The organism is Flavobacterium magnum (assembly GCF_003055625.1).
Classification (GTDB): domain Bacteria; phylum Bacteroidota; class Bacteroidia; order Flavobacteriales; family Flavobacteriaceae; genus Flavobacterium; species Flavobacterium magnum.
Genome location: NZ_CP028811.1, coordinates 95452 through 114240 on the forward strand (window position 1 = coordinate 95452; position 18789 = coordinate 114240).

The following is an 18789-nucleotide window of genomic DNA, read 5'->3' on the forward strand; positions in this document are numbered from 1 at the left end:
TTAATTGCTTCCGTTAAATGGTTCCATCGGACGCGCATCACTTTGGTTCACGCCTTCCTTTTTGAAGATTTTCATAAACGACATAAAGAATATTTTAATGTCCAGCCACAGCGTAACATTTTCAACATAGTACACGTCGAGCTCAAATTTCTCTGCCCAGCTTATCGAATTCCGTCCGTTAATCTGTGCCCAGCCCGTCATACCCGGCCGTACTTCATGCCTGCGCAATTGCCTTGCGTTGTAAAGCGGTATGTATTTGAAAAGTAAAGGACGCGGGCCAATGATGCCCATATCCCATTTCAGGACATTAAATAACTGCGGAATTTCATCAATCGACGTTTTCCGCACGAATGCCCCAACCAGGGTAATCCTCTCGTTGTCGGGAAGCAGGTTTCCCTCAGCGTCCCTGGCATCGGTCATCGATTTGAACTTGATGATATTAAAAGGTTTTTGGTCCTTGCCCGGACGCCTTTGGTAAAAGAACGGTTTGCCGTCATTTTGTATGTACAGCAGGATTGTTACCACTATGAGTATGGGTGAAAAAACGACCAATGCCACCAACGCGGCAAAAGATTCAAGGAAAGGTTTTAAAAATTTGTACATATCTATTTTTTTGAGGCTGCAATCTGTTCTGCCAATTCATTTGCAGCCATGAATTCGACGTCCGGCCAGCGTTTTGTAATTTCCGAAAGCAACTTTTTTAAGGCTCCCAATCCGTTTTCCCTGTTTTTCGGATCCACCAATCCTGAATAATTGACGCGATGCGAACTGATTATCGCCGGTTTATTCCAGCGGAAAGCCGCTTCAACCTGCTTGAGCGCATGTTCTACAGGATCATATCCGCGCTTCCAGATCGGTTCAAAGACAACGTTGCGGACCATGAATGTCTGTCCGTGTTCGTTTTGTTTTCCGGTATAATTAAATACGCGCTTGAATTTTCCGCCTCCAAGGTGTTCTTTTTTATCAAACGGCGTATCGATGTACAACACACCATTTTCTTTGAGCGCTTTGTGAAGCACCGCATTTTCCCTTCCGCCCGGAGCGTTGAAATGGGTCGCCCTGAACCCGAAAACTTTCTCGAACGCATTGAGTCCGTCAGCGATGATTTCGTTATGCGATTCGAATTCACTGAAATCACTGAAATCGAAAGCGGCGGTATAGGAAGGGTAATTTTTTAATGATATCGAGGTATAACTGCGGTTTTTGAGTGCCACTAGGGTAGCCTTGTCGCGATTTTTCAGCGCATCATTGAAAATCTTCAGATTCAGGTGCTCGCGACCATGGAATTGCGGCACAATCAATTTCTTACGCATTCCTTCCTGCCACAGCGCCCAGACATTTTCGTATCCTTTTCGTTTGGCAAAGGTCTCAGGAAGCAGCTCATATTCGTACTTCTCGTAATTATTGGCTTTCATTTTGTCGAAATCAATATTTACAGGAAGGGAGAACGCCGTAAAGACTGCAGGATTTCCATGGCGGTCTTTGACGCTGGAAAGCACTTCAAAAAGCTGTTGCAGATCGTCCCCGGTCTCCAGGGTGTCATGGATATCAAAGTGGGATAGCGGCTTTACACCCTCTTTTTCCATTTGTTCAATGGCCTCTTTGGAGTCCACTTTTACATTCCCGTAATCATCCACTGAAATCACGACAATCTTCCTGTCAGTTTTCCAGCCGCGGATGTTTTTCATATTGTTGGCCAAGGCCTGCTTCAGATTTTTTAAGCTCATATATCGGTTATTTCTGTAAAAATTTTGAATCATCCTGGGATAGCAGGAATTCCATTTTTTCTTTGCGGCTCATGTTTTTGCAATTCAGGTTGTAGTCCATGATCCTGTCTTCGAGATCGCTTAAATTCCCGATCGGTTTGGCCGGATTGCCGCCTGCTATCACATTGTCAGGAATGCTTTTCGTGACCACGGATCCGGCTGCAATTAACACGTTACTGCCGATCGTGACGCCGGGCAAAATGATGGTTCCATAGCCGATGTATACATTGTTTCCCACTTTTATCTTTCCGAAAAAATCAAAATCAGGATATTTTTCACGGAACATCCAGCTGGCGCCATGTGTAAAAAAATGCACATCAAGCCCCACCTGTACCCTGTCTCCGAGTTCAATCAGGTACGGTTCACTTCCAAAATTCCTGCTGTACAGCGAGCAGCCTTTACCCAGTCTGACACCCATGTCCTTAGCGTGTCTTACTCCATCCCAATAGTTGAGTTTGTAATAGTGAGCTAATTTTTTAAACATAAGATATAATTTAAGATTCTATAAAAATGCGGGGCTATTTCCCGGAGGAATACACATCTTCAATACCCTTCCAGATAATTTCCGGCCTGAAGTTCTTAGCCCATTCGATACCATTGCGTCCCATTTGTTTTGCCTCCTCCTGATGTTCATAAAAATAGCGCAGCATGTCAACCAATTCCGCTTCAGAATAAGGGCTGATCAACCGGCCATTAAATCCATCAGAAACAGCATCCATGCAGCCGGTCGCTTTGGTGCTGATTACCGGGATGCCCATTGCGGCAGCCTGTATGAGCACATTACCGAAACCTTCCCACCATGCAGGAAGTACGAAAACATCCATTAGCGAAAGATACAGCGGAACGTCTGTTTGTGGTTTCATTCCCGCCATGACAATTCCGGGATGGTGGTTGAACTTTTCAATCAGTTGCGTATCACGGATCTGGTCCCAGAAAGGCCGGCCAATCATCAATAGTCGGGCTTTGTTATTTTCTTTGTAATAGGCATCAAACGCATGGTACAATTCCTTAATGCCTTTACGCTCTACGATCCGGCCTACGTATCCGAATACGAAACAGCCTTCGAGGTTATACTCTTTTCGCGCTTCTTCAGCCTTAACTTTATCTGTTGCCAAAGGATCGAATAACGACAGGTTGATCCCATTGCTGCTTCCTTTGGCAATCGTAAAGGCTTTTTCATCCTTAAAAATACCCTCATCCATCCCCAGTTTTTTTACTGAATTACTGATGCAGATGATTTTGTGGGAACACTTCGCAATAATTTTCTCCAATGAAATCAGGAAAGACCGTTTTTTTCCGTTTTCATGCTCAAAACGGAATCCCCGGCAGGTGTAAATCCTAAACGGAACTCCGGTGATTTTTGCCGCCATCATCCCAAGCAGGCTGACTTTTGGCGTACCCAGGTTTACGATGTCCGGTCTAACTTTACGGAATACTTTTATAACCTGGAATAATGTCTTTAAATCTTTCCATGGGCTGATGTCACGCTCTATTTTTATAGCCAGTAACGGAACATTTTCTTCCGCGCAGAATTTAGTCACACGCGGCGCTTCAGGAGCCATCAGGTAGACTTCATACCCTTTCTTTATAAAATAATCCAGCTGCCCGTTTAAAAGGTCCACGCTGGGCTCCGCAGTAATCCCTACAATTAATTTCTTTTTCATTTTATGGTTAAGGTTTGGCATTTGCATGCACGGCTTCTTTCAGGAAAAGATTGTAGAAGTCTCTCCTTCTGTCAGCAAGAATGTCTTTTTGGTATTCTTTGGCAGTCGAAAAATTCTTTTTTGCTTCAGCAGTCATTTGCTGTTGAGTAAAAGCGGTAATCAGTTCGGCAATTTGTTTTACAGCACCCGGCTTGAAAATCTTATCCGGCGAAAGCAATTCGGGAATTCCCGCCGTTCTTGCCCCGAGTGCCGGACAGCCTACACTCATGGCTTCTATCAGCGCGCGTGGCAAACCTTCCTGCTTGCTCGGTTGGATATAAAGATCCATTTTTTCCAGGAATTCAAAAACTTGGTCGTGCGGTAAAGCCCCGACAATTTCAACCTGATCGGTCACGCCATATTTCTCGGCAATGCCTTTGAGGTAATCCGGTTTTCCCTGACCGATTACGTGATATTTCACATTTCGGCCAGCCTTTTTAAGCAAAGCGATGGCTTTTATCACGTCATCCTGACCTTTATAAGGCACATCGATTGCGGCGACCGTGGCAATGGAAAGCGTTTCAGGAATTCCTGCTGCAATCTTTTCGAGCCGTTTGCTTAATTTTTCTTCGGAAAGATCCTTCAATTCAACATTGGAGCAATTGATGCTTTTTCCTTTGGTCGGGTATCGGTTTTGAAGGAACTCCTTGGTTACATAAATTACATAAGGGCAATCCTTTATAAGCTGTTGCTGCTCATGCAATTTATAATGCGCGATCATTTTCCCTTTCCAGTTATAATTCCAATACGCATCAAAAGTACAGGCTACAAATTCGACGAGATAAGGCGTATTGAACTTTCTTGCCGCGTTCACCGCAATGGTTCCCGAAGCGCTTGGCATGCGTGCCACAACAACATCACTCGCAGCCACAGCGTCTTCAATCGTTTTGACGGCTTTGGCTTTGTTGGGTAAATAATTCCGGATACTTTTAAAATTCGGGAATTCAATAAAGCTGAAATTATCAGGTGAAATCGGGCTGAATTTCCCGCTGCTGCCTTCTTCAATTTTTCGCAGACGCATGCAAAACGTAAGCTCATCGCCCAGCATCAGGTATCTGGCTTTAATCCTGTCATTATAGTGGATTCCGAAAAAATCACCGTTATTATTCTGGTAAAGTGGTCCGTCATGGACAAAAAGTACTTTTGTCGCCATATTATAAAAGCTCTTTGAAAAGATTCAGGTTTTTATCGAGATCAAATTTTACCCGTGCCCATGCCGCGCATTTGAATTTATTTTCATCGATTTGCTTCCTTGAAAAATCAAGTATTAAATCGGCCACGGAATTTACTTCCAGCGGATTAAAGACCATATGCTGATGATTTTCGGGTAATGCTTCACTAATAGAGGCAATATCGGCTGTAATTACGGGCAAATCACTTAGCATGGCTTCAATAAGGGCGTTTGGCTGACCCTCGGTGACAGAAGGAAAATAAAACACATCCATCGCCTTATAAACGATTTCAAGATCATTTCTGAGGCCTAATGTGATACAGTTATCGATGATACCATTTTCTTTAAGTTTTGCCTTAAAAACATCGCTGTCGGTGTCTTTGCCACAGAAAAGAAAAAGCACGTTTGGATTTTCCGAAATCACTTTTGCAGCCACTTTAAATATTGTATTATGGTTTTTTGCAGGATCAAACCTACCGACATGCCCCACTATAAAGGTATTTTCATCAATTCCGAGTTTTGCTGCTGCTTCTTTTTTTGAAATCGAAATATCAAATTTTGCCGCATCAGAACCATTTGGAATGACTTTATACCGGGCATCATTCCGATAATATTTCTTGTGGAAATTGTCAAAAGCGGCCTGGCTGTTCGAAAGGATCCCCGTAGCGTTCTTCCGGATCAGGAAGTTGGCAAAATCATTGTATTTCTTTTTGAAAAAATTATTCCCGAAAGCATTGGTCGACCGTCTGTAAAAAGCCATCCTGTTGGGGATACCGGCCTTTTTGGCAATCGCGATCGGAAGTCCGCCGAAATTCCCGTTGAACGTGCAAATGGTATCAAATCCTTCTGACTTCAAAAAGCCATAAAATGCTTTTACTTTTTTGATGTCGAGGTAGCCTATGGACATATAAAAAATCTTTGCGCCGACCTTTTCAAAATTATCATGCAGATCCCCTTTTCTCAGTTTTACCGACAGCACGCTGAAATCAAATTCATCCTTATAATGATTGACGACGCGCAGCGCATAATTTTCAGCGCCGCCGGCATCAAGCGTTGGCAATAAAAAAAGTACTTTCTTTTTCACTGGATCTTATAATAATCCCTGTACCACAGCACAAACTGCTGAAGGCCTTCTTTCAGGGATGTTTGTGGTGTATAACCTGAATATTGCTGCAATTGATCGATGTCTGCATACGTCTGGAATACGTCTCCGGCCTGCATCGGCAGGAAGTCCAATATGGCTTCTTTTCCCGAAGATTCCTGAATGAACTGAATAAAATCCATCAGTTTTTCCGGATTGTTATTCCCGATGTTAAAAACACGATAATCGGACTGTTCGACTTCTTTGTCAATAATTCCAATTACACCCTGGATGATATCATCGATATATGTAAAGTCACGCCTTAAATCGCCATTATTGAATACCTTAATCGGTTTGCCTTCGAACAGCGCTTTTGTAAAAAGGAAAGGCGCCATATCAGGCCTTCCCCATGGGCCGTACACCGTAAAAAACCTCAGCCCCGTTGTAGGAAGCCCATACAAATGGGAATACACGTGTGCCATGAGTTCGTTGCTCTTTTTGGTAGCGGCATACAGGCTTACAGGATGGTCTACCCGGTCCTGTTCTGAAAACGGCACTTCATCGCGATTCCCGTACACAGAGGAACTTGAGGCGTATACCAAATGCTTTACATTGTTCTGGCGGCAGGCTTCAAGTATATTGATAAAACCGACCACGTTTGACTGTACATACACTTTTGGGTTGTCGATGGAATATCTTACCCCGGCCTGTGCGGCGAGATTGGCCACAATTTCAAATTTTTCTTTTTCGAAAAGGACGTCAAGCCGGTGCTCATCCGTCAGGTCCAGCTGAAGGAATTTAAAATCGTTAAAAGTATGGCTGACGACTTCTTTTTGCCGCAGGAAATTCTCTTCCTGTACGTCAATACCCAATTCCCTGAGGCGGTCCAGTTTGAGCCTGACGTCGTAATACGCATTCAGGTTGTCTATGCCGTAGACATTATGACCGGCTTCGAGTAGTCTTTTAACGAGGTGGAACCCGATGAAACCTGCGGCTCCGGTTACCAGTATTTTCTTCATCCTGTCTTTTTTGATGATTTAATAAGATCGGCCAATTCGACTGTAGTCATGAATTCAGTTTCCGGCCATTTTTTACAGATGGCTTTGAGTAAAGCACCCAGTTGGTTAAGGCCGTTCTCCCTGTTGGAAGCTTTGAGCGTACCCATAAAGTTGTGCCTGTGGCTGCAGATTACAGCCGGCTTTTTCCATCGGAAAGCGATTTCAATTTCCTTTAATGCTTTGGCCACCTGTGAGGCGCTATGGGATCCCGGCTCAAAAGTGACATTGCGGACAATGTCAATCTGCCCGAATTCATTCACCCTGCCCATAAATCTTTTTGCGGTAGGTTTTTCACCGGCTTTCAGCAGCGGTTGTTTCCTGACGCGCGCGCCCTGAATCACATCTACGCCATTTTCCTTGAGGAAAGGCAGTAGTTTCGGATGCATGGTGTTCTGTGGTGCAATTACGGAACGCGATGTAAATCCAAAAGCCTGTTCGAATTGCTGCAGTCCTTCATGGATTGTTTTTTTTACATTATTCAATTCCGTTTCAGAAGCGGTATAAAATGATGACAGGTATCCTTTGGGATTGATCTCATTGCGCCCGAAACCAAAAAACCTGTGTTCGAAACCTGCAATCGTTTCCTGTTTTGCCGCTTTGAGGTCATTCATCCAATAGTCGACCTGCACATGTTCGCGACCGTGGAATTGTGGGTAAAAAATATCGGCCGAAATCCCTTTTTGCACCAGTTCGAAAGCACTTCCGCAATCATATCTTTGATAGGAATCCCTGAAGTCCTCATAAAAATACTCCTCAAAACCGGCCGCTTTTATTTTTTCAAAGTCAGGGTTTGCCGTCAGGAAATTGGCAGTAATTATACTATGCCTATCATTTTTATCTCTTACCGAAGTGAGACAGTCGTACAGCAGCTCCAGATCTTTTGCGGTCTCTAAAGAATCAACACGGTTGAACGGATTGTCCTTCAATTTAAACTGTTGGGACATTTTTTTAAAGGCATCGGCTGACTGCATCCGGATACTTCCCCAGTCATCACTCTCAATGACTATAATTTTCCGTGAAGTCGACCAACCGGAAATAGCGTAAAGATTGCTTTTGATATAGTTTTTAAGGCCCACCTTATTTGATGAAATTTATCATGCAGATATACGTCTGCGAAATCAATGCGATTATCGGATTTGAGATAAAAGTGTCAATGGTGGCGGTATCAAACCAGATCCTGACTTCCACGATCATGTAAAACAGCGCTACAACGAGATGCAGCCCGTAAAACCGTTTGTACCAGTCGTCGTCATATTTGGCCAGGAAAAGGAACAGGAATCCATAAAACAACAACAGCGACAATCGGAAGTACCGGAAAAACGTAGGCACTTCGCCCATGACCGCAAATGAGATGGCCATCAGGAATATCGTGAAACAGAACAAAGGTAAAAGGTCGCTTTTGAGTAACTCCTTCCGCCTTCGCAAAAACAATAGGAAAGCGAACAGGAACGTGGTGTATGTAAGCGGTTTCACCTTAAAGGTAACATACCAGTTCAGCGAAGTGGCTGCCTCGGCCCTGTCTTCAATGTATCCTTCACTTGTATAACTTGAGGTTTTTTTGTTAATCCCTTCAAGGGAGGTCTGTGGAATAAGACTTTGTACGTTTACGACAGGGAAATTATTCAATACGAGTGAAGCGGCCAGCAGCATCAGGTAAATACGTGGCCTGTTGCCTATCAGTTTATAGGCCCCGAACACAATCACTGAAAAGAAGAATCCAAAGTGGATGAACGGTGTCACGAGTAACCCGATGATATGCCGGTTCTGCTTCAGTACCAGGAAACGATAGCTGTAGTATACAAAGATATGTGCCGCAATCCAGAAGCGGAAAGAATTGATTTCCCATGGACCGATGATGAAGGCAAATGTGAATACCGTTAACTTGAGGTTGCGGTTCAGCTTTTCACCCGAATATTCGATCAATGTCCAGATGTTCCTCGAGAAATAAAATCCGAAAAGCAATCCAAGTATCCCATAAAACACACTTGGACTGTCAGTAAAACGGCTCACCACAAATTTCAGCAGTGGCATGAAAACGTCAACATACTTTACGTCGTCACCGTAAAGCCGTGTCGTAAACTGGTCGAAGGTAAGGTTACTCTCGCCCACCCATTCCAAAAAGTTCTCCCTGTGACGGAACGAGTCCATCGTTTCCCGGACAGGATAGAATGTGTACCCGTAGAAGCCACAAAAAAGTAAAATGATATTTTTCGAATACTTAGAAAGGTAATTACGGACTGAAAAGACCAACGAAAAGAATGGGTTGACCAAAAATAAGGTCAGCAACCATAGCGAATCGTCCTTCTGTGTATTATCCTGGCTTTGCGACATCTGCTGGGTTAAAATTGGATTTCGTTAATGTCCTCCACTTCTTTGATATGCTTTGTGGGATTGACAATCGACCACCAATCCATGAGTTTTTGCTTTTCGAGCAGTTTGTGCAACCAGTAAAACTTACTCGATGGATTGCCGATCAACAGTGCGGCCGACCAAAAACTGAAAATAATGCTGTTCTTCAGGTTTATCAGGAAAAGCTCGGCCGGCACGGTACTGGTGTTGAGCACGATGCGATCCATTTTCTTAAACTTCTCAATCTGGAAAGCGTGCGTGTTCGGGTGCAGCTTGATGTAAATCTTTTTGTCCGGATATTTGTCCAGGATGGCCTGAAGCACCTGCAGTTCGTAGTCATACACCTTGAACTCGACATACCATTGGTTGATGTAAAAAAGCACGCCTTCGGTTTCAGTCATTTCCTTGCTGATATCGAAATTGAATATTTCAGACGCCTTTTTAGTTTCATTATCAGAAGTATACAATGAAATTGGCACTACTTTTTTACGGGTGACATTGTCATAGCTTTCCGGGTGATTGATCCATACCTCGTCCGTTTGTTTGAGAAAACCGTTCTTGTTGCTGACGAAGTAAAGTTTATTCACACTCAGCTTCTGTGTTTTAAAAAAACGGTAATTCTTAATTGTGGCCCTCAATCGTGACGGGATGGCCGACCTTGCAATGGTAATATACGGCCGGGTTCCTTCCGGAGCGATGGCGATGGTTGTGCCCTTCGGAGAGAGTTTGTTGATCAGGTACTGATTTATCGGGGCCTGCTCCAAAAACAGGATCAGTTTTTCATACGGTTTCGACAACACGTAATCAAGCGTTTCCTTGATTTTCGGGTTGTACACCTTACTCAGGATGTCGACTTCGACAATCACGACCTCAACGCCCAACGCCTCAAAATTCAGCTGGTTCTTAAAGCGGTTTGCCTTGACATTGACATGCAGTAAGACGGTGACATTATATTGACTTTTATCAGAATACAACTGTTCAATCAGGCTCGTGATGACCAGAACATGGTATTCTGTGTTGATGGCAAAAAGGATATTTTTCATTTAATTCCTGCTTAATATTTGTGCTGCTTTGGTGAGATCAGTGAGAAAAAACGGTGTGTCCTTTAAGCTGTGATGGTTGTATCCGATGAATTGAATCTGATTGAATTCAGCTGCTTCAAGATCGTTTATCGCATCGCCGATCAGCACGATTTCTTCTTTTGAAAACGCACTGGCATCAATGATATCGGCCACCAGCTGCTTTTTTGGCGTGGGTGAACCTGAAATGATTTTGAAATGATCCGCGATGCCAAGCGCCCGGCAAAGATAGTTTAATTCGTTCCCGTCTGAACCCGATGCGATGGAATGCACATAGTTTTTACCAATCTGTTTCATTAATTCAAGCCATTCGGGATTCAACAGGTTGACATTGACCAGCGCTTCCCTCATGATGACCGAAAAATTGTCGGCGAGCTGCATGACTTCCTCTTCGGAAATGGGCTGGTTCAGGATATTCTCATAAAAATAACGGATTTTCACATAGCGTGATAAACCGCCATTCTTGAGATGGAATTGCACCAATTGCTCGACCTGTTCTTCCGGATGGGCTTCAAAAACTTTCCTGAAGCCATATTCCCGAACGGCATCAGACAGCAAAATGACGCCGTCAAAATCCCAGATAATCTCTTTTATATTATTCATCTTTGAGTCTTTCCAATACTTTTTCAAGGTCTTCGGGATGATCGACGGGCACAGAATCGTTTGACAATTCAAGCATCCTGACTTCATAACCCATTTCCAGGAATCTCAGGATTTCTATATCTTCCATGTCTTCCAATGGCGTTTTCTCCTTTATGGAAGCAAATTCCGCAAGCGCCTTCTTTGGAAAAGCATAAATGCAAACCTGCCGCCATGATTTGATGAATGTATGATTCTTGTTTCCCGGAATCGGGCTCCTCGACATATACAACATGCGGCCGTCCGGACGGAAAACCACTTTGGGAACGGAACTGCTTCGGTATTGTTCGTCAGTGTCAATCGCGCAATACCCGTTAATCACCTCACCGTTGCATTCCTCCAGTTTTGAAATAATGGTTGTGATGTCTTCTGGATTGAAAACGGGTTCGTCACCCTGGACATTGATGTAGTAATCAGCATCAATCTGTAACGCCGCTTCGGCGATCCTGTCGGTACCCGTAAGGCAATTGTCGGATGTCAGGATGGCCTGCATGCCATGCTGGTTGCAATGGTCAACGATGCGGCTGTCTTCTGTGGCAACGTAAATTTTTTCTTTCGGGAACGCTTTGGCACATTGTTCAAAAACACGCAGGATCATGCTTTTGCCCTTGATGTCGGTAAGCGGTTTTCCGGGAAAGCGCGTCGACTTGTAACGCGCGGGTATGATCAATACAATTTCCATAATTATGTAAGGTGAGCGTATACGGAATCAGTTCCTAATCCTTTATAACGTGTTGGTGTCAGGGAATGAAGTGTGATTCCTTTTTCAGCAGCGGCTTTGAAAAGTTCTTCGTTTTCAACGAAAAGCTCCTGCTCTTTTGTTCCGATTTTATCATCGCTGTAACCGTCATACCCGGCAAAATACAATTGTTCAACGCCCAGTTCGAAAGCGGTTTGCAGTGCCAATACGGTATGGGAATCATCGACGATTTTGGTGAAAACACCCTCCAGTTCATAACTGTGGTTACGGATTTTTTCCGGGATAAAAGTTCCCATTTTCCTTGGAAACGGAGGAAGGATGCAGGTTCCCCGGAAATTCTCGATTTTATCAAATACCGCAGAAAGCCTGAAACCTTCATTCCCGACGAGGCTGAAATATTGATCCTTATCGGTATCTACAAAATAACCGGCATTTTTGGAGCTCGCAAAAATCAGGCATAAATCATCCGTGTTTTCAATGAAATTATGCAACGCGGTACGATGCTTTAGTGAGGAAGGGCCACCGCCGATGACCAGCGCTTTTTTATATTTTTTATCCGATGTGAATTTCGGCAAATGCTCGTTGTCCTGTTTTTTCTCTTTTTGGTTGTGGAGCGCACGGATGATACTGTTAAACGAATAATATCTTTTGCTGACCCATTCCATGACATCTTTCTGCGGCAGCGAATTGGCTCCGGACACCATATAGGGCAGGTTCGTACCCCATTCGTATTCTTTTTGCAACTGTTCAAAAGCGTCAGTGACCTGGCTTAAGGCATTGAAATCCACTTCCAGATTTTCCTTTGCATTCAGTGCCGTCAATAACAATTCTGTCTTGAGATTTCCGGCACCGCGTCCCATACCCGTGATGGTCGAGTCAACGATATCGGCACCGCATTCGATGGCGGTCAGGGTGTTGATCAAGCCCAGTTCCATGTTGTTGTGGCCATGGAATCCGATAGGCACATCAACCTGTCCCTTAACGAGATTGTAGGTATTGCGGACATCTTCAGGAAATACGCCGCCGTAAGAATCCACCATATAAAAAATGTCGCAAAGGCCCTGTACATCCTTAAGCTGTGCCAGGAATTCCGGATGCTCCCTCCATTTGGACATATACATTACGTTAAAGCCCACTTCAAAGCCCATTTTCCTGACCTCTTCCGCAAGGCCCAGGGCGCGCTTGAAATTCTTCGGGTCGATGGCCATACGGACCATTGTAATAATCCCCAAACACGGCCTGAGGAGTTCAGCCACATCTTCTTTCAACACATCCTTTTCATCAAGGATGATGACAAGCTTTTTATTGGAAAGCTGCTTTACATTTTCAAGAACATAATCCGGGCAATAGAAAAATTCCCCAAGATATTTGCCCATTGGTTTTGAACGGTAGCCGATTTCGAGGTATTCGACCGGTAAATGGTTGAACGACGTGAAATAACGGTTTACAATGTCCGTGCTGAAATCCCAGTTGGTATAATATCCTCCATCCCTTAGCGTACAGTCTAATATTTTTGCCATAATTCTTATTGCTACATTCCTTTGCGGGGAATCGTTAATTTTTTGTTTTTTCGTAATCCGAGGATTGATTTATAAGTGGTCAGTGTTAATCTGTAAAGCAACGGACTTCCTAAAATGGTAAGATGTTTGTGTCCCAGCCCTATTTTTTTTCCCATAAAGGTGATTGGAAACGGGTTGAATGCATTCGGGCGCATGAACTTCTCAGCCCCCGACAAATAATAACCGTACTTGATAGCGTCCAGTTTCGACTTTGCGCTGAGCTCCTGTCCGAGCAGCATCACAATCTCATCAACATTTTTAGGCTTGTAACCGATGTCAAGGTGGTAATACCAGCAGGCTGCAAGGATGATAGATGGTTTTCCCCAATAGGCCGCTTCAGCACCCACGGTAGAACCAAAAGCGAGGGTCACATCTGCATGGTCGATCAAAGCATAGGTGCTGATCCTTGATTTCGGGTCGATCACCGTCACATTGTCATATTGGTCCTGAAAATCCTGCAACCGGGTTACATAAGAATATTTCACCGCCTTGAGGTTCGGGTGCACCCGAATGTAAAAGTGATACCCTTCAGCGTTACCCAATCGCCCGAGGATGGCTTTGATGCCTTCCTCCTGTGTGGGAAACACGGCGAGCTTGTCAAAAATGTCGCCGATCGCAGCAAACTCATCTTCAGATGAAATGAAAATGCCAATGTTTTTTTTGGATTCATCCCAGTTTTCAGGCAGCAATTCCTTGTCCTGTCCGGCAACGTAGTTCCGTTTCTCGGAGTCGGCAATGCCGTTTTTGCGCTTTTCGTAAAATGCCGTTCCGAATGCTATCTTGTCCGCCTCTGATTCAGGACCGGTTTCCCAAACACGTAAAACCCGCTCATGGTTGAAATCGATATCGTGCGGCAGGCAGTTGAAAAATTCGTTAATGAAGTATTCCTGGTCATTCTTTCTGGCAAATTCCAAAGAGACGAATGGAATTCCCCTGGTTTTACAAATGTCATACAGCGGCCTGGTATCGGCGGTACGGCCGTTGAAGAAATAACTGCTTCCAATTTGCTTTTGTTCGATAAGATCTAAAACCACGTCGGTGAGCATGACCTGGCTGGCGAGCATCTTGTCGAAGTATTCGCGGAACTCAGCATCCATCACCGGTTCAAGATTCCTGGTCGCAGATATGTAGGTTGAAAAAGCGCCATATCCTATCTGCACATCCTTATACCTTAGTTTTTTAATGTCCGGTACAGAATTGTATTCAAATGACGGTGCAGTAAAATGTTTACTGTAATCTGATATTTTGAGTACCTCGATTTTGTCTTTATACTGACTTAAGGCTGTATGGTTATTAAACTGGCATAACGTACATTTTGCAGGATCGCCTTCCCGGTTCGTATGGCACGGTTTCAGGACACCATCACAACTTAAGAAGAAGATTTTCCCTTCGCCTTTATTTTCTGCGATGACGCGTTCGAGCTGCTCAATGACCACCCCGAAATGGACGGGATTCAATTGCCATGCAAAATAAAATAATATGTTTTTCGGACTATCAGGCATAAGATTTCGAATTTGTAAGCCACGGCATAGGATACACTTTCTGGCTGTAAATGATGATGATGAATGCTTTGAGGAAACTGCCGACCAAAAGCGAATAGGCGGCACCCATCGTGCCAAACCAGTTCACAAGCGGAATGACACTGGCAGCCTGCACGATCGCGATCGTCATTGTAAATATGCCCAGGAACTTGGTTTTCTTGCTGTAAAAGACAAACATCGAAACGATATTGTATATGAAACCAAAAAAGATACTTATAAAGAAAAACGGCATATAAAGGATGGCATCCCTGTATGAAGAATCAAAGCAGATCTGTATAAACAGCGCCAGCAGAATGTAGGAAACGACTAGCAATACCCCAAAAATCACTGTAGCGAGGTAACAGGTCTTTACGATTTTCTTTTTGATGCCGAAATCCTTCTCGATTTCATCCTCTCCTATCTTAAGCTGCTTGTACACATAAGGCGTAAAGGCGGCAGAAAACGAATTCACGAAAAGCGTTACCGCATTGGAAATATTGGACCCGAACGAATAAATTCCCGTCGCGTTAATGCCTTGCTTTTTGGTAATCACAAGTCGGTCAAAACCACTCCTGATCCAGGTGGAAAGGCGGTGCGGCAATAATGGTATACCAAATTTCAGTGCATCTTTTACCATCGCCTTGTCATAAGTAAACTTCAACAGGCCTTTCTTAGCAAAAGCAATGGCCGCGATGATGAAAAGAATCAGGTTGCTCAGCAGTAAAGCGTATACGCGACCTTCCCATGACATCAGGAACACCGTGATAAAAAGGAGGCTCAGCAACGCGGAAGACAACGAGGTCATCAGCTGGAAGCGGCTGTATTGCTTCAGCTTTTCCTCCATCCTGAGATAAATTACGAACAGGTCGGTGAACGCGGAAAAAAACATCATCAGGCTTCCCAACAACTGGAATTCAAGTCCAATCACGAAAAAATTCTTGATGTAGCCGCTTGTGAGTAAAATCACGATACTCGACAGCACGGTGATGGTGAAGTTGATGGCGACGAGGTTTGTAAGTAACTTCGCGCGGTTCTTTATATCGGTGCGGTAATAGTCGACAGAAAAATAAGATTGCGTCCCCAAGCCGATAAAAGCGCCAACCATGTTGGTATATACCATATAATTACTGGCGATACCAAATTCGGCAGGTTTGAGATACAACGCAATGATGGGCATAATCAGGAACGGCACCGCTTTGCTGAGCCCATCCGTGAGTGCATACACCATCATCCGTTTTACGACGGGTTGTGCGAGTCCTTTTTTTATCTTACCGATCATATGATATCGTGCGATTAAGCTTCAACAAAATCCAGGCTGAAGGCGATTCCCCTTTCAACATCGCGATTGACTTTCTTTCCTAAGATTTCGCTGTAATGCTTCGGGTGCAAGCCGAAACCAGGCCTGATCGATCTTACATTTTCGGGTGTGATGACATCCCCGGATTTCATATCGCTTACCACGTATAACGACCGTGAAAACTCACGTCCGCTTTTTTGCTTGTCGGTCAATTGGTAATCCACGGTGCCCATCGCTGATTCTGCTTCCCGGACGGCTTTTACCATCGCGGTAAACTCAGCTTCATCCATAGAGAATGAGGCATCAGGCCCACCAATGGAATGGTCGAGTATAAAGTGTTTTTCGATGATTTTCGCACCCATGACCGTGGCTACAATAGGCACTGTGCTTCCCATCGTATGGTCAGACAAGCCGCTGATGACGCCATACCTTTCCGCCAGGTCTTTCACCATAACCATGTTGGCTTCGCCAATCGGGGCGGGATAGCTTGAGGTACATTTCAACAATGCAATATCGTTATTACCCATTCTCCTGCACGCGTCTACCGCAAGATCGATGTCTTCCAGTTCGGCAATTCCGGTAGAGATAATGATTGGTTTACCTTTTGAAGCTGTCAATTCTATCAACGGAATGTCCGTGATTTCAAAAGAAGCTATTTTATACGCCGGCGCATCCAGGTCTTCGAGAAATTCCACTGCGGTCGGGTCAAAAGGCGAAGAAAAACACACCAGTCCCGCTTTCTTAGCCTCGCCAAAAAGCTGCTTGTGCCACTCCCATGGCGTGTAGGCTTCCTGGTATAAATTGTAAAATGTCTTGCCGTCCCAAATCGTGCCCTGCTTCAGCCGGAAATCATCCTTATCTGAATCGATGGTGATGGTATCCGCAGTGTAGGTCTGCAATTTGATGGCATCAGCCCCTGCCCTCTTGGCCGCCTTGATGGTTTCGATGGCTACCTCAATGCTTCCGTTATGGTTCGCTGAAAGTTCGGCGATGATAAAAACAGGGCTGTTCTTATTGATTTCAAAGTTGTCGATCTTCATTATCGTAAAATTTTGTCTTGTTTTAAAAAATCTGTATTGTCGCGGATTTGCGTAAGCTCGATGACACCGTTCTGTGTTTTGACAAGGACGGAAGGGTTTGTTTGCAAGATAGTCCCATTTTCAATGTTGCAATCGAATCCGAAATCGGAAAAAGTAACCTTGTCAATGGTGATTTTCTCCCCATCAAGGAATGTAAAAGCACCGGGGTAAGGGTGGGCCTGTGCGCGGACCCAGTTTTTGATTCTTTCCTTCTGCCAGTTCCAGTCGATCTGTCCATCTTCAGGTGTCCTTTTTCCAAAATAGGTGGCTTTGCTATGGTCCTGCGCCGTCACCGAGAGTTTCCCGGTCTGTATTTTGTCGTAAATCTCCCGAATCATCATCGGATAATAGGCTTCATATTGGGAGAGCACTTCGGCACCGGTCATTTCAGGTCCGATCCCGATTTCCTTTTGCAATACAATGTCGCCGGTGTCACATTGATCATCGATGAAGTGGGCTGTAATTCCCGTGACCGATTCGTTGTTTATGATGGCCCATACATGCGGTGTCCTCCCGCGATATTTCGGCAACAAGCTTCCGTGAAAATTGATGCAGGACGGAATGGCATCCAAAATATCCTGCTCGATCAGGAACAGGTAATTTATGGAGAACAGCAGGTCGCAGCCCAGTGCATTTTCGTTTAAAAAAGACAAGAGCCTTCCGTTTCTTGGATTTCCGGTAAACAACGGAATCTGGTTTTGTTTGGCAAATTCGATAATGCCGTCCGACTTCGAATCGGCGGCAATAAACACCGGATTCAACAGGTCGCTGCACTGCTGCAAAACCTTTAATCCGAGTCCGCCCGATGCTAAAATCCCTATTCTCATTTACAATGTACTGATTAACTGATTGAGTCGTTGTCCTGATAAACCGTCGATAACCTGCCGGGTTTCGATGTTGTCGATATTCAGGAACAATTCCTCCGATATGTCTTCAAAACTGTCTAGTGGTATGATAGCCTGTAAGTCACGGAAACCGTCAAATATCTCGCGTTGATTATCCACATACCACGAACTCATTACTTTACAACCTGCGGCGAGCGCTTCAAAAACGATCCCGCTCGAAGGTACGATCGCGAGGTCTGATTTTTTCATCAGGTCGAGCATCCGCTGTTCGCTTACGGCACTGAAATGTGTAATTTCAGGATAGGCCACACAATAAGCCGATAACTCGTCGGTAAAGGCATACGCCGCGCCGGTAACCACAAAAACCTGATACTCTTTCTTTAAATCGGCTACAAGTTCAGTGATCTTACGTGTCAGGTTTAAATAATCACTTCCACCGAAACAAATGAGGATGGTTTTGATTTTATTTTTTCTTCCCGACGTCTTTGCCGCCTCAAGGAAAGCCGGTCGCAGCAAGGCATAATCCGGACCAAGTGCAAATTTTGTATTCGGCAGCGCCTTATAATCTCCCTTTTTAATTCCGGGCGCGTGATTGATAATCAGGTGCGCATAAAATTCCTTTTCGTGCAGGTCATCGATACATACCACTTTGCAATCCTTTGCAATCACGGTTTTGTGGAAATCCGCGTTCAGTCCATAATGGTCGATGATGACAACGGCATCGGTCGGAAGTATGTCAATGAAATCATTTTCCGAAGCAATTTCCCGCACTGAAAAATCTCTGGCAATGATATCCTGCTTTATGACATCAGGGATTTCCATGCAGACAAATTCAATGTCAAAGTCGTCCTGAAGCATTTGTGCCAATGCAAGGCATCGCACCAAATGTCCAAGCCCGGTCTGTGCACTTCCGTCTGCCCTGAAAAAAACCTGTTTTTTCAAA

18 protein-coding genes are annotated in these 18789 nt (G+C 44.4%); all 18 read right to left on the reverse strand.

Features of this window, described 5'->3' with window-relative positions:
- The 18 genes from HYN48_RS00215 to pseG all read right to left on the reverse strand — a co-directional run bounded on the left by HYN48_RS00215 (position 1) and on the right by pseG (position 18788).
- On the reverse strand, positions 1 to 603 hold the full coding sequence (locus HYN48_RS00215; protein WP_108369221.1) for a sugar transferase: 603 nt from the start codon (positions 601 to 603) through the stop codon (positions 1 to 3).
- Positions 604 to 605: 2 nt separating this feature from the next.
- The gene (locus HYN48_RS00220; RefSeq protein WP_108369222.1) at positions 606 to 1727 is read right to left on the reverse strand and encodes a hypothetical protein; all 1122 of its coding nucleotides are present in this window, start codon (positions 1725 to 1727) and stop codon (positions 606 to 608) included.
- 7 nt (positions 1728 to 1734) lie between these two features.
- Entirely contained in the window at positions 1735 to 2250 is a 516-nt protein-coding gene (locus HYN48_RS00225) for an acyltransferase (protein ID WP_108369223.1), read from the reverse strand.
- Between the two features lie 34 nt (positions 2251 to 2284).
- Positions 2285 to 3430 (reverse strand): glycosyltransferase family 4 protein, encoded by a 1146-nt coding sequence (locus HYN48_RS00230; RefSeq protein WP_181248490.1) that lies wholly within the window; start codon positions 3428 to 3430, stop codon positions 2285 to 2287.
- A 7-nt stretch (positions 3431 to 3437) separates the two neighbouring features.
- Positions 3438 to 4622, reverse strand: coding sequence for a glycosyltransferase (locus HYN48_RS00235; RefSeq protein ID WP_108369225.1), 1185 nt, complete (start codon positions 4620 to 4622; stop codon positions 3438 to 3440).
- A 1-nt stretch (position 4623) separates the two neighbouring features.
- Complete coding sequence (locus HYN48_RS00240; protein ID WP_108369226.1) at positions 4624 to 5724, reverse strand: glycosyltransferase; 1101 nt, start codon at positions 5722 to 5724, stop codon at positions 4624 to 4626.
- A complete protein-coding gene (locus HYN48_RS00245) occupies positions 5721 to 6740 on the reverse strand; it encodes an NAD-dependent epimerase/dehydratase family protein (RefSeq protein ID WP_108369227.1) in 1020 nt (339 codons plus the stop codon). The genes HYN48_RS00240 and HYN48_RS00245 overlap by 4 nt, the downstream gene beginning before the upstream one ends.
- A complete protein-coding gene (locus HYN48_RS00250) occupies positions 6737 to 7723 on the reverse strand; it encodes a polysaccharide (de)acetylase (RefSeq protein WP_146171700.1) in 987 nt (328 codons plus the stop codon). Before HYN48_RS00250 ends, HYN48_RS00245 begins: the two co-directional genes overlap by 4 nt.
- 133 nt (positions 7724 to 7856) lie before the next feature.
- A complete protein-coding gene (locus tag HYN48_RS00255; protein WP_108369229.1) occupies positions 7857 to 9110 on the reverse strand; it encodes a hypothetical protein in 1254 nt (417 codons plus the stop codon).
- An 8-nt stretch (positions 9111 to 9118) separates the two neighbouring features.
- On the reverse strand, positions 9119 to 10171 hold the full coding sequence (locus HYN48_RS00260; RefSeq protein ID WP_108369230.1) for a polysialyltransferase family glycosyltransferase: 1053 nt from the start codon (positions 10169 to 10171) through the stop codon (positions 9119 to 9121).
- Positions 10172 to 10810: an HAD family hydrolase gene (locus HYN48_RS00265; protein WP_108369231.1), complete on the reverse strand. Its 639-nt coding sequence runs from the start codon at positions 10808 to 10810 to the stop codon at positions 10172 to 10174.
- On the reverse strand, positions 10803 to 11528 hold the full coding sequence (locus HYN48_RS00270) for a 3-deoxy-manno-octulosonate cytidylyltransferase (RefSeq protein WP_108369232.1): 726 nt from the start codon (positions 11526 to 11528) through the stop codon (positions 10803 to 10805). The genes HYN48_RS00265 and HYN48_RS00270 overlap by 8 nt, the downstream gene beginning before the upstream one ends.
- Before the next feature lie 2 nt (positions 11529 to 11530).
- Positions 11531 to 13066: an aldolase catalytic domain-containing protein gene (locus HYN48_RS00275; protein WP_108369233.1), complete on the reverse strand. Its 1536-nt coding sequence runs from the start codon at positions 13064 to 13066 to the stop codon at positions 11531 to 11533.
- A gap of 11 nt (positions 13067 to 13077) precedes the next feature.
- Positions 13078 to 14607: a hypothetical protein gene (locus tag HYN48_RS00280; RefSeq protein WP_108369234.1), complete on the reverse strand. Its 1530-nt coding sequence runs from the start codon at positions 14605 to 14607 to the stop codon at positions 13078 to 13080.
- A complete protein-coding gene (locus HYN48_RS00285) occupies positions 14600 to 15904 on the reverse strand; it encodes a lipopolysaccharide biosynthesis protein (RefSeq protein WP_108369235.1) in 1305 nt (434 codons plus the stop codon). The genes HYN48_RS00280 and HYN48_RS00285 overlap by 8 nt, the downstream gene beginning before the upstream one ends.
- Positions 15905 to 15918: 14 nt before the next feature.
- Positions 15919 to 16962: a pseudaminic acid synthase gene (gene pseI, locus HYN48_RS00290; protein ID WP_108369236.1), complete on the reverse strand. Its 1044-nt coding sequence runs from the start codon at positions 16960 to 16962 to the stop codon at positions 15919 to 15921.
- Positions 16962 to 17828, reverse strand: a complete 867-nt coding sequence (locus HYN48_RS00295; RefSeq protein ID WP_108369237.1) for a methionyl-tRNA formyltransferase — start codon at positions 17826 to 17828, stop codon at positions 16962 to 16964. The genes pseI and HYN48_RS00295 overlap by 1 nt, the downstream gene beginning before the upstream one ends.
- The gene (gene pseG / locus HYN48_RS00300) at positions 17829 to 18788 is read right to left on the reverse strand and encodes a UDP-2,4-diacetamido-2,4,6-trideoxy-beta-L-altropyranose hydrolase (RefSeq protein WP_108369238.1); all 960 of its coding nucleotides are present in this window, start codon (positions 18786 to 18788) and stop codon (positions 17829 to 17831) included. It lies immediately after the preceding gene.
- Between the last annotated feature and the right edge of the window lies 1 nt (position 18789).

Bases quoted from the DNA above. Each gene is read 5' to 3' on its own strand.
- HYN48_RS00275 (WP_108369233.1), bottom strand. From the start codon at position 13,066: ATGGCAAAAATATTAGACTGTACGCTAAGGGATGGAGGATATTATACC.
- HYN48_RS00255 (WP_108369229.1), bottom strand. From the start codon at position 9,110: ATGTCGCAAAGCCAGGATAATACACAGAAGGACGATTCGCTATGGTTG.
- HYN48_RS00260 (WP_108369230.1), bottom strand. From the start codon at position 10,171: ATGAAAAATATCCTTTTTGCCATCAACACAGAATACCATGTTCTGGTC.
- HYN48_RS00270 (WP_108369232.1), bottom strand. From the start codon at position 11,528: ATGGAAATTGTATTGATCATACCCGCGCGTTACAAGTCGACGCGCTTT.
- HYN48_RS00225 (WP_108369223.1), bottom strand. From the start codon at position 2,250: ATGTTTAAAAAATTAGCTCACTATTACAAACTCAACTATTGGGATGGA.
- HYN48_RS00250 (WP_146171700.1), bottom strand. From the start codon at position 7,723: ATGTCCCAACAGTTTAAATTGAAGGACAATCCGTTCAACCGTGTTGAT.
- HYN48_RS00245 (WP_108369227.1), bottom strand. From the start codon at position 6,740: ATGAAGAAAATACTGGTAACCGGAGCCGCAGGTTTCATCGGGTTCCAC.
- HYN48_RS00235 (WP_108369225.1), bottom strand. From the start codon at position 4,622: ATGGCGACAAAAGTACTTTTTGTCCATGACGGACCACTTTACCAGAAT.
- HYN48_RS00285 (WP_108369235.1), bottom strand. From the start codon at position 15,904: ATGATCGGTAAGATAAAAAAAGGACTCGCACAACCCGTCGTAAAACGG.
- HYN48_RS00280 (WP_108369234.1), bottom strand. From the start codon at position 14,607: ATGCCTGATAGTCCGAAAAACATATTATTTTATTTTGCATGGCAATTG.
- HYN48_RS00295 (WP_108369237.1), bottom strand. From the start codon at position 17,828: ATGAGAATAGGGATTTTAGCATCGGGCGGACTCGGATTAAAGGTTTTG.
- HYN48_RS00215 (WP_108369221.1), bottom strand. From the start codon at position 603: ATGTACAAATTTTTAAAACCTTTCCTTGAATCTTTTGCCGCGTTGGTG.
- HYN48_RS00220 (WP_108369222.1), bottom strand. From the start codon at position 1,727: ATGAGCTTAAAAAATCTGAAGCAGGCCTTGGCCAACAATATGAAAAAC.
- HYN48_RS00230 (WP_181248490.1), bottom strand. From the start codon at position 3,430: ATGAAAAAGAAATTAATTGTAGGGATTACTGCGGAGCCCAGCGTGGAC.
- pseI (WP_108369236.1), bottom strand. From the start codon at position 16,962: ATGAAGATCGACAACTTTGAAATCAATAAGAACAGCCCTGTTTTTATC.
- HYN48_RS00265 (WP_108369231.1), bottom strand. From the start codon at position 10,810: ATGAATAATATAAAAGAGATTATCTGGGATTTTGACGGCGTCATTTTG.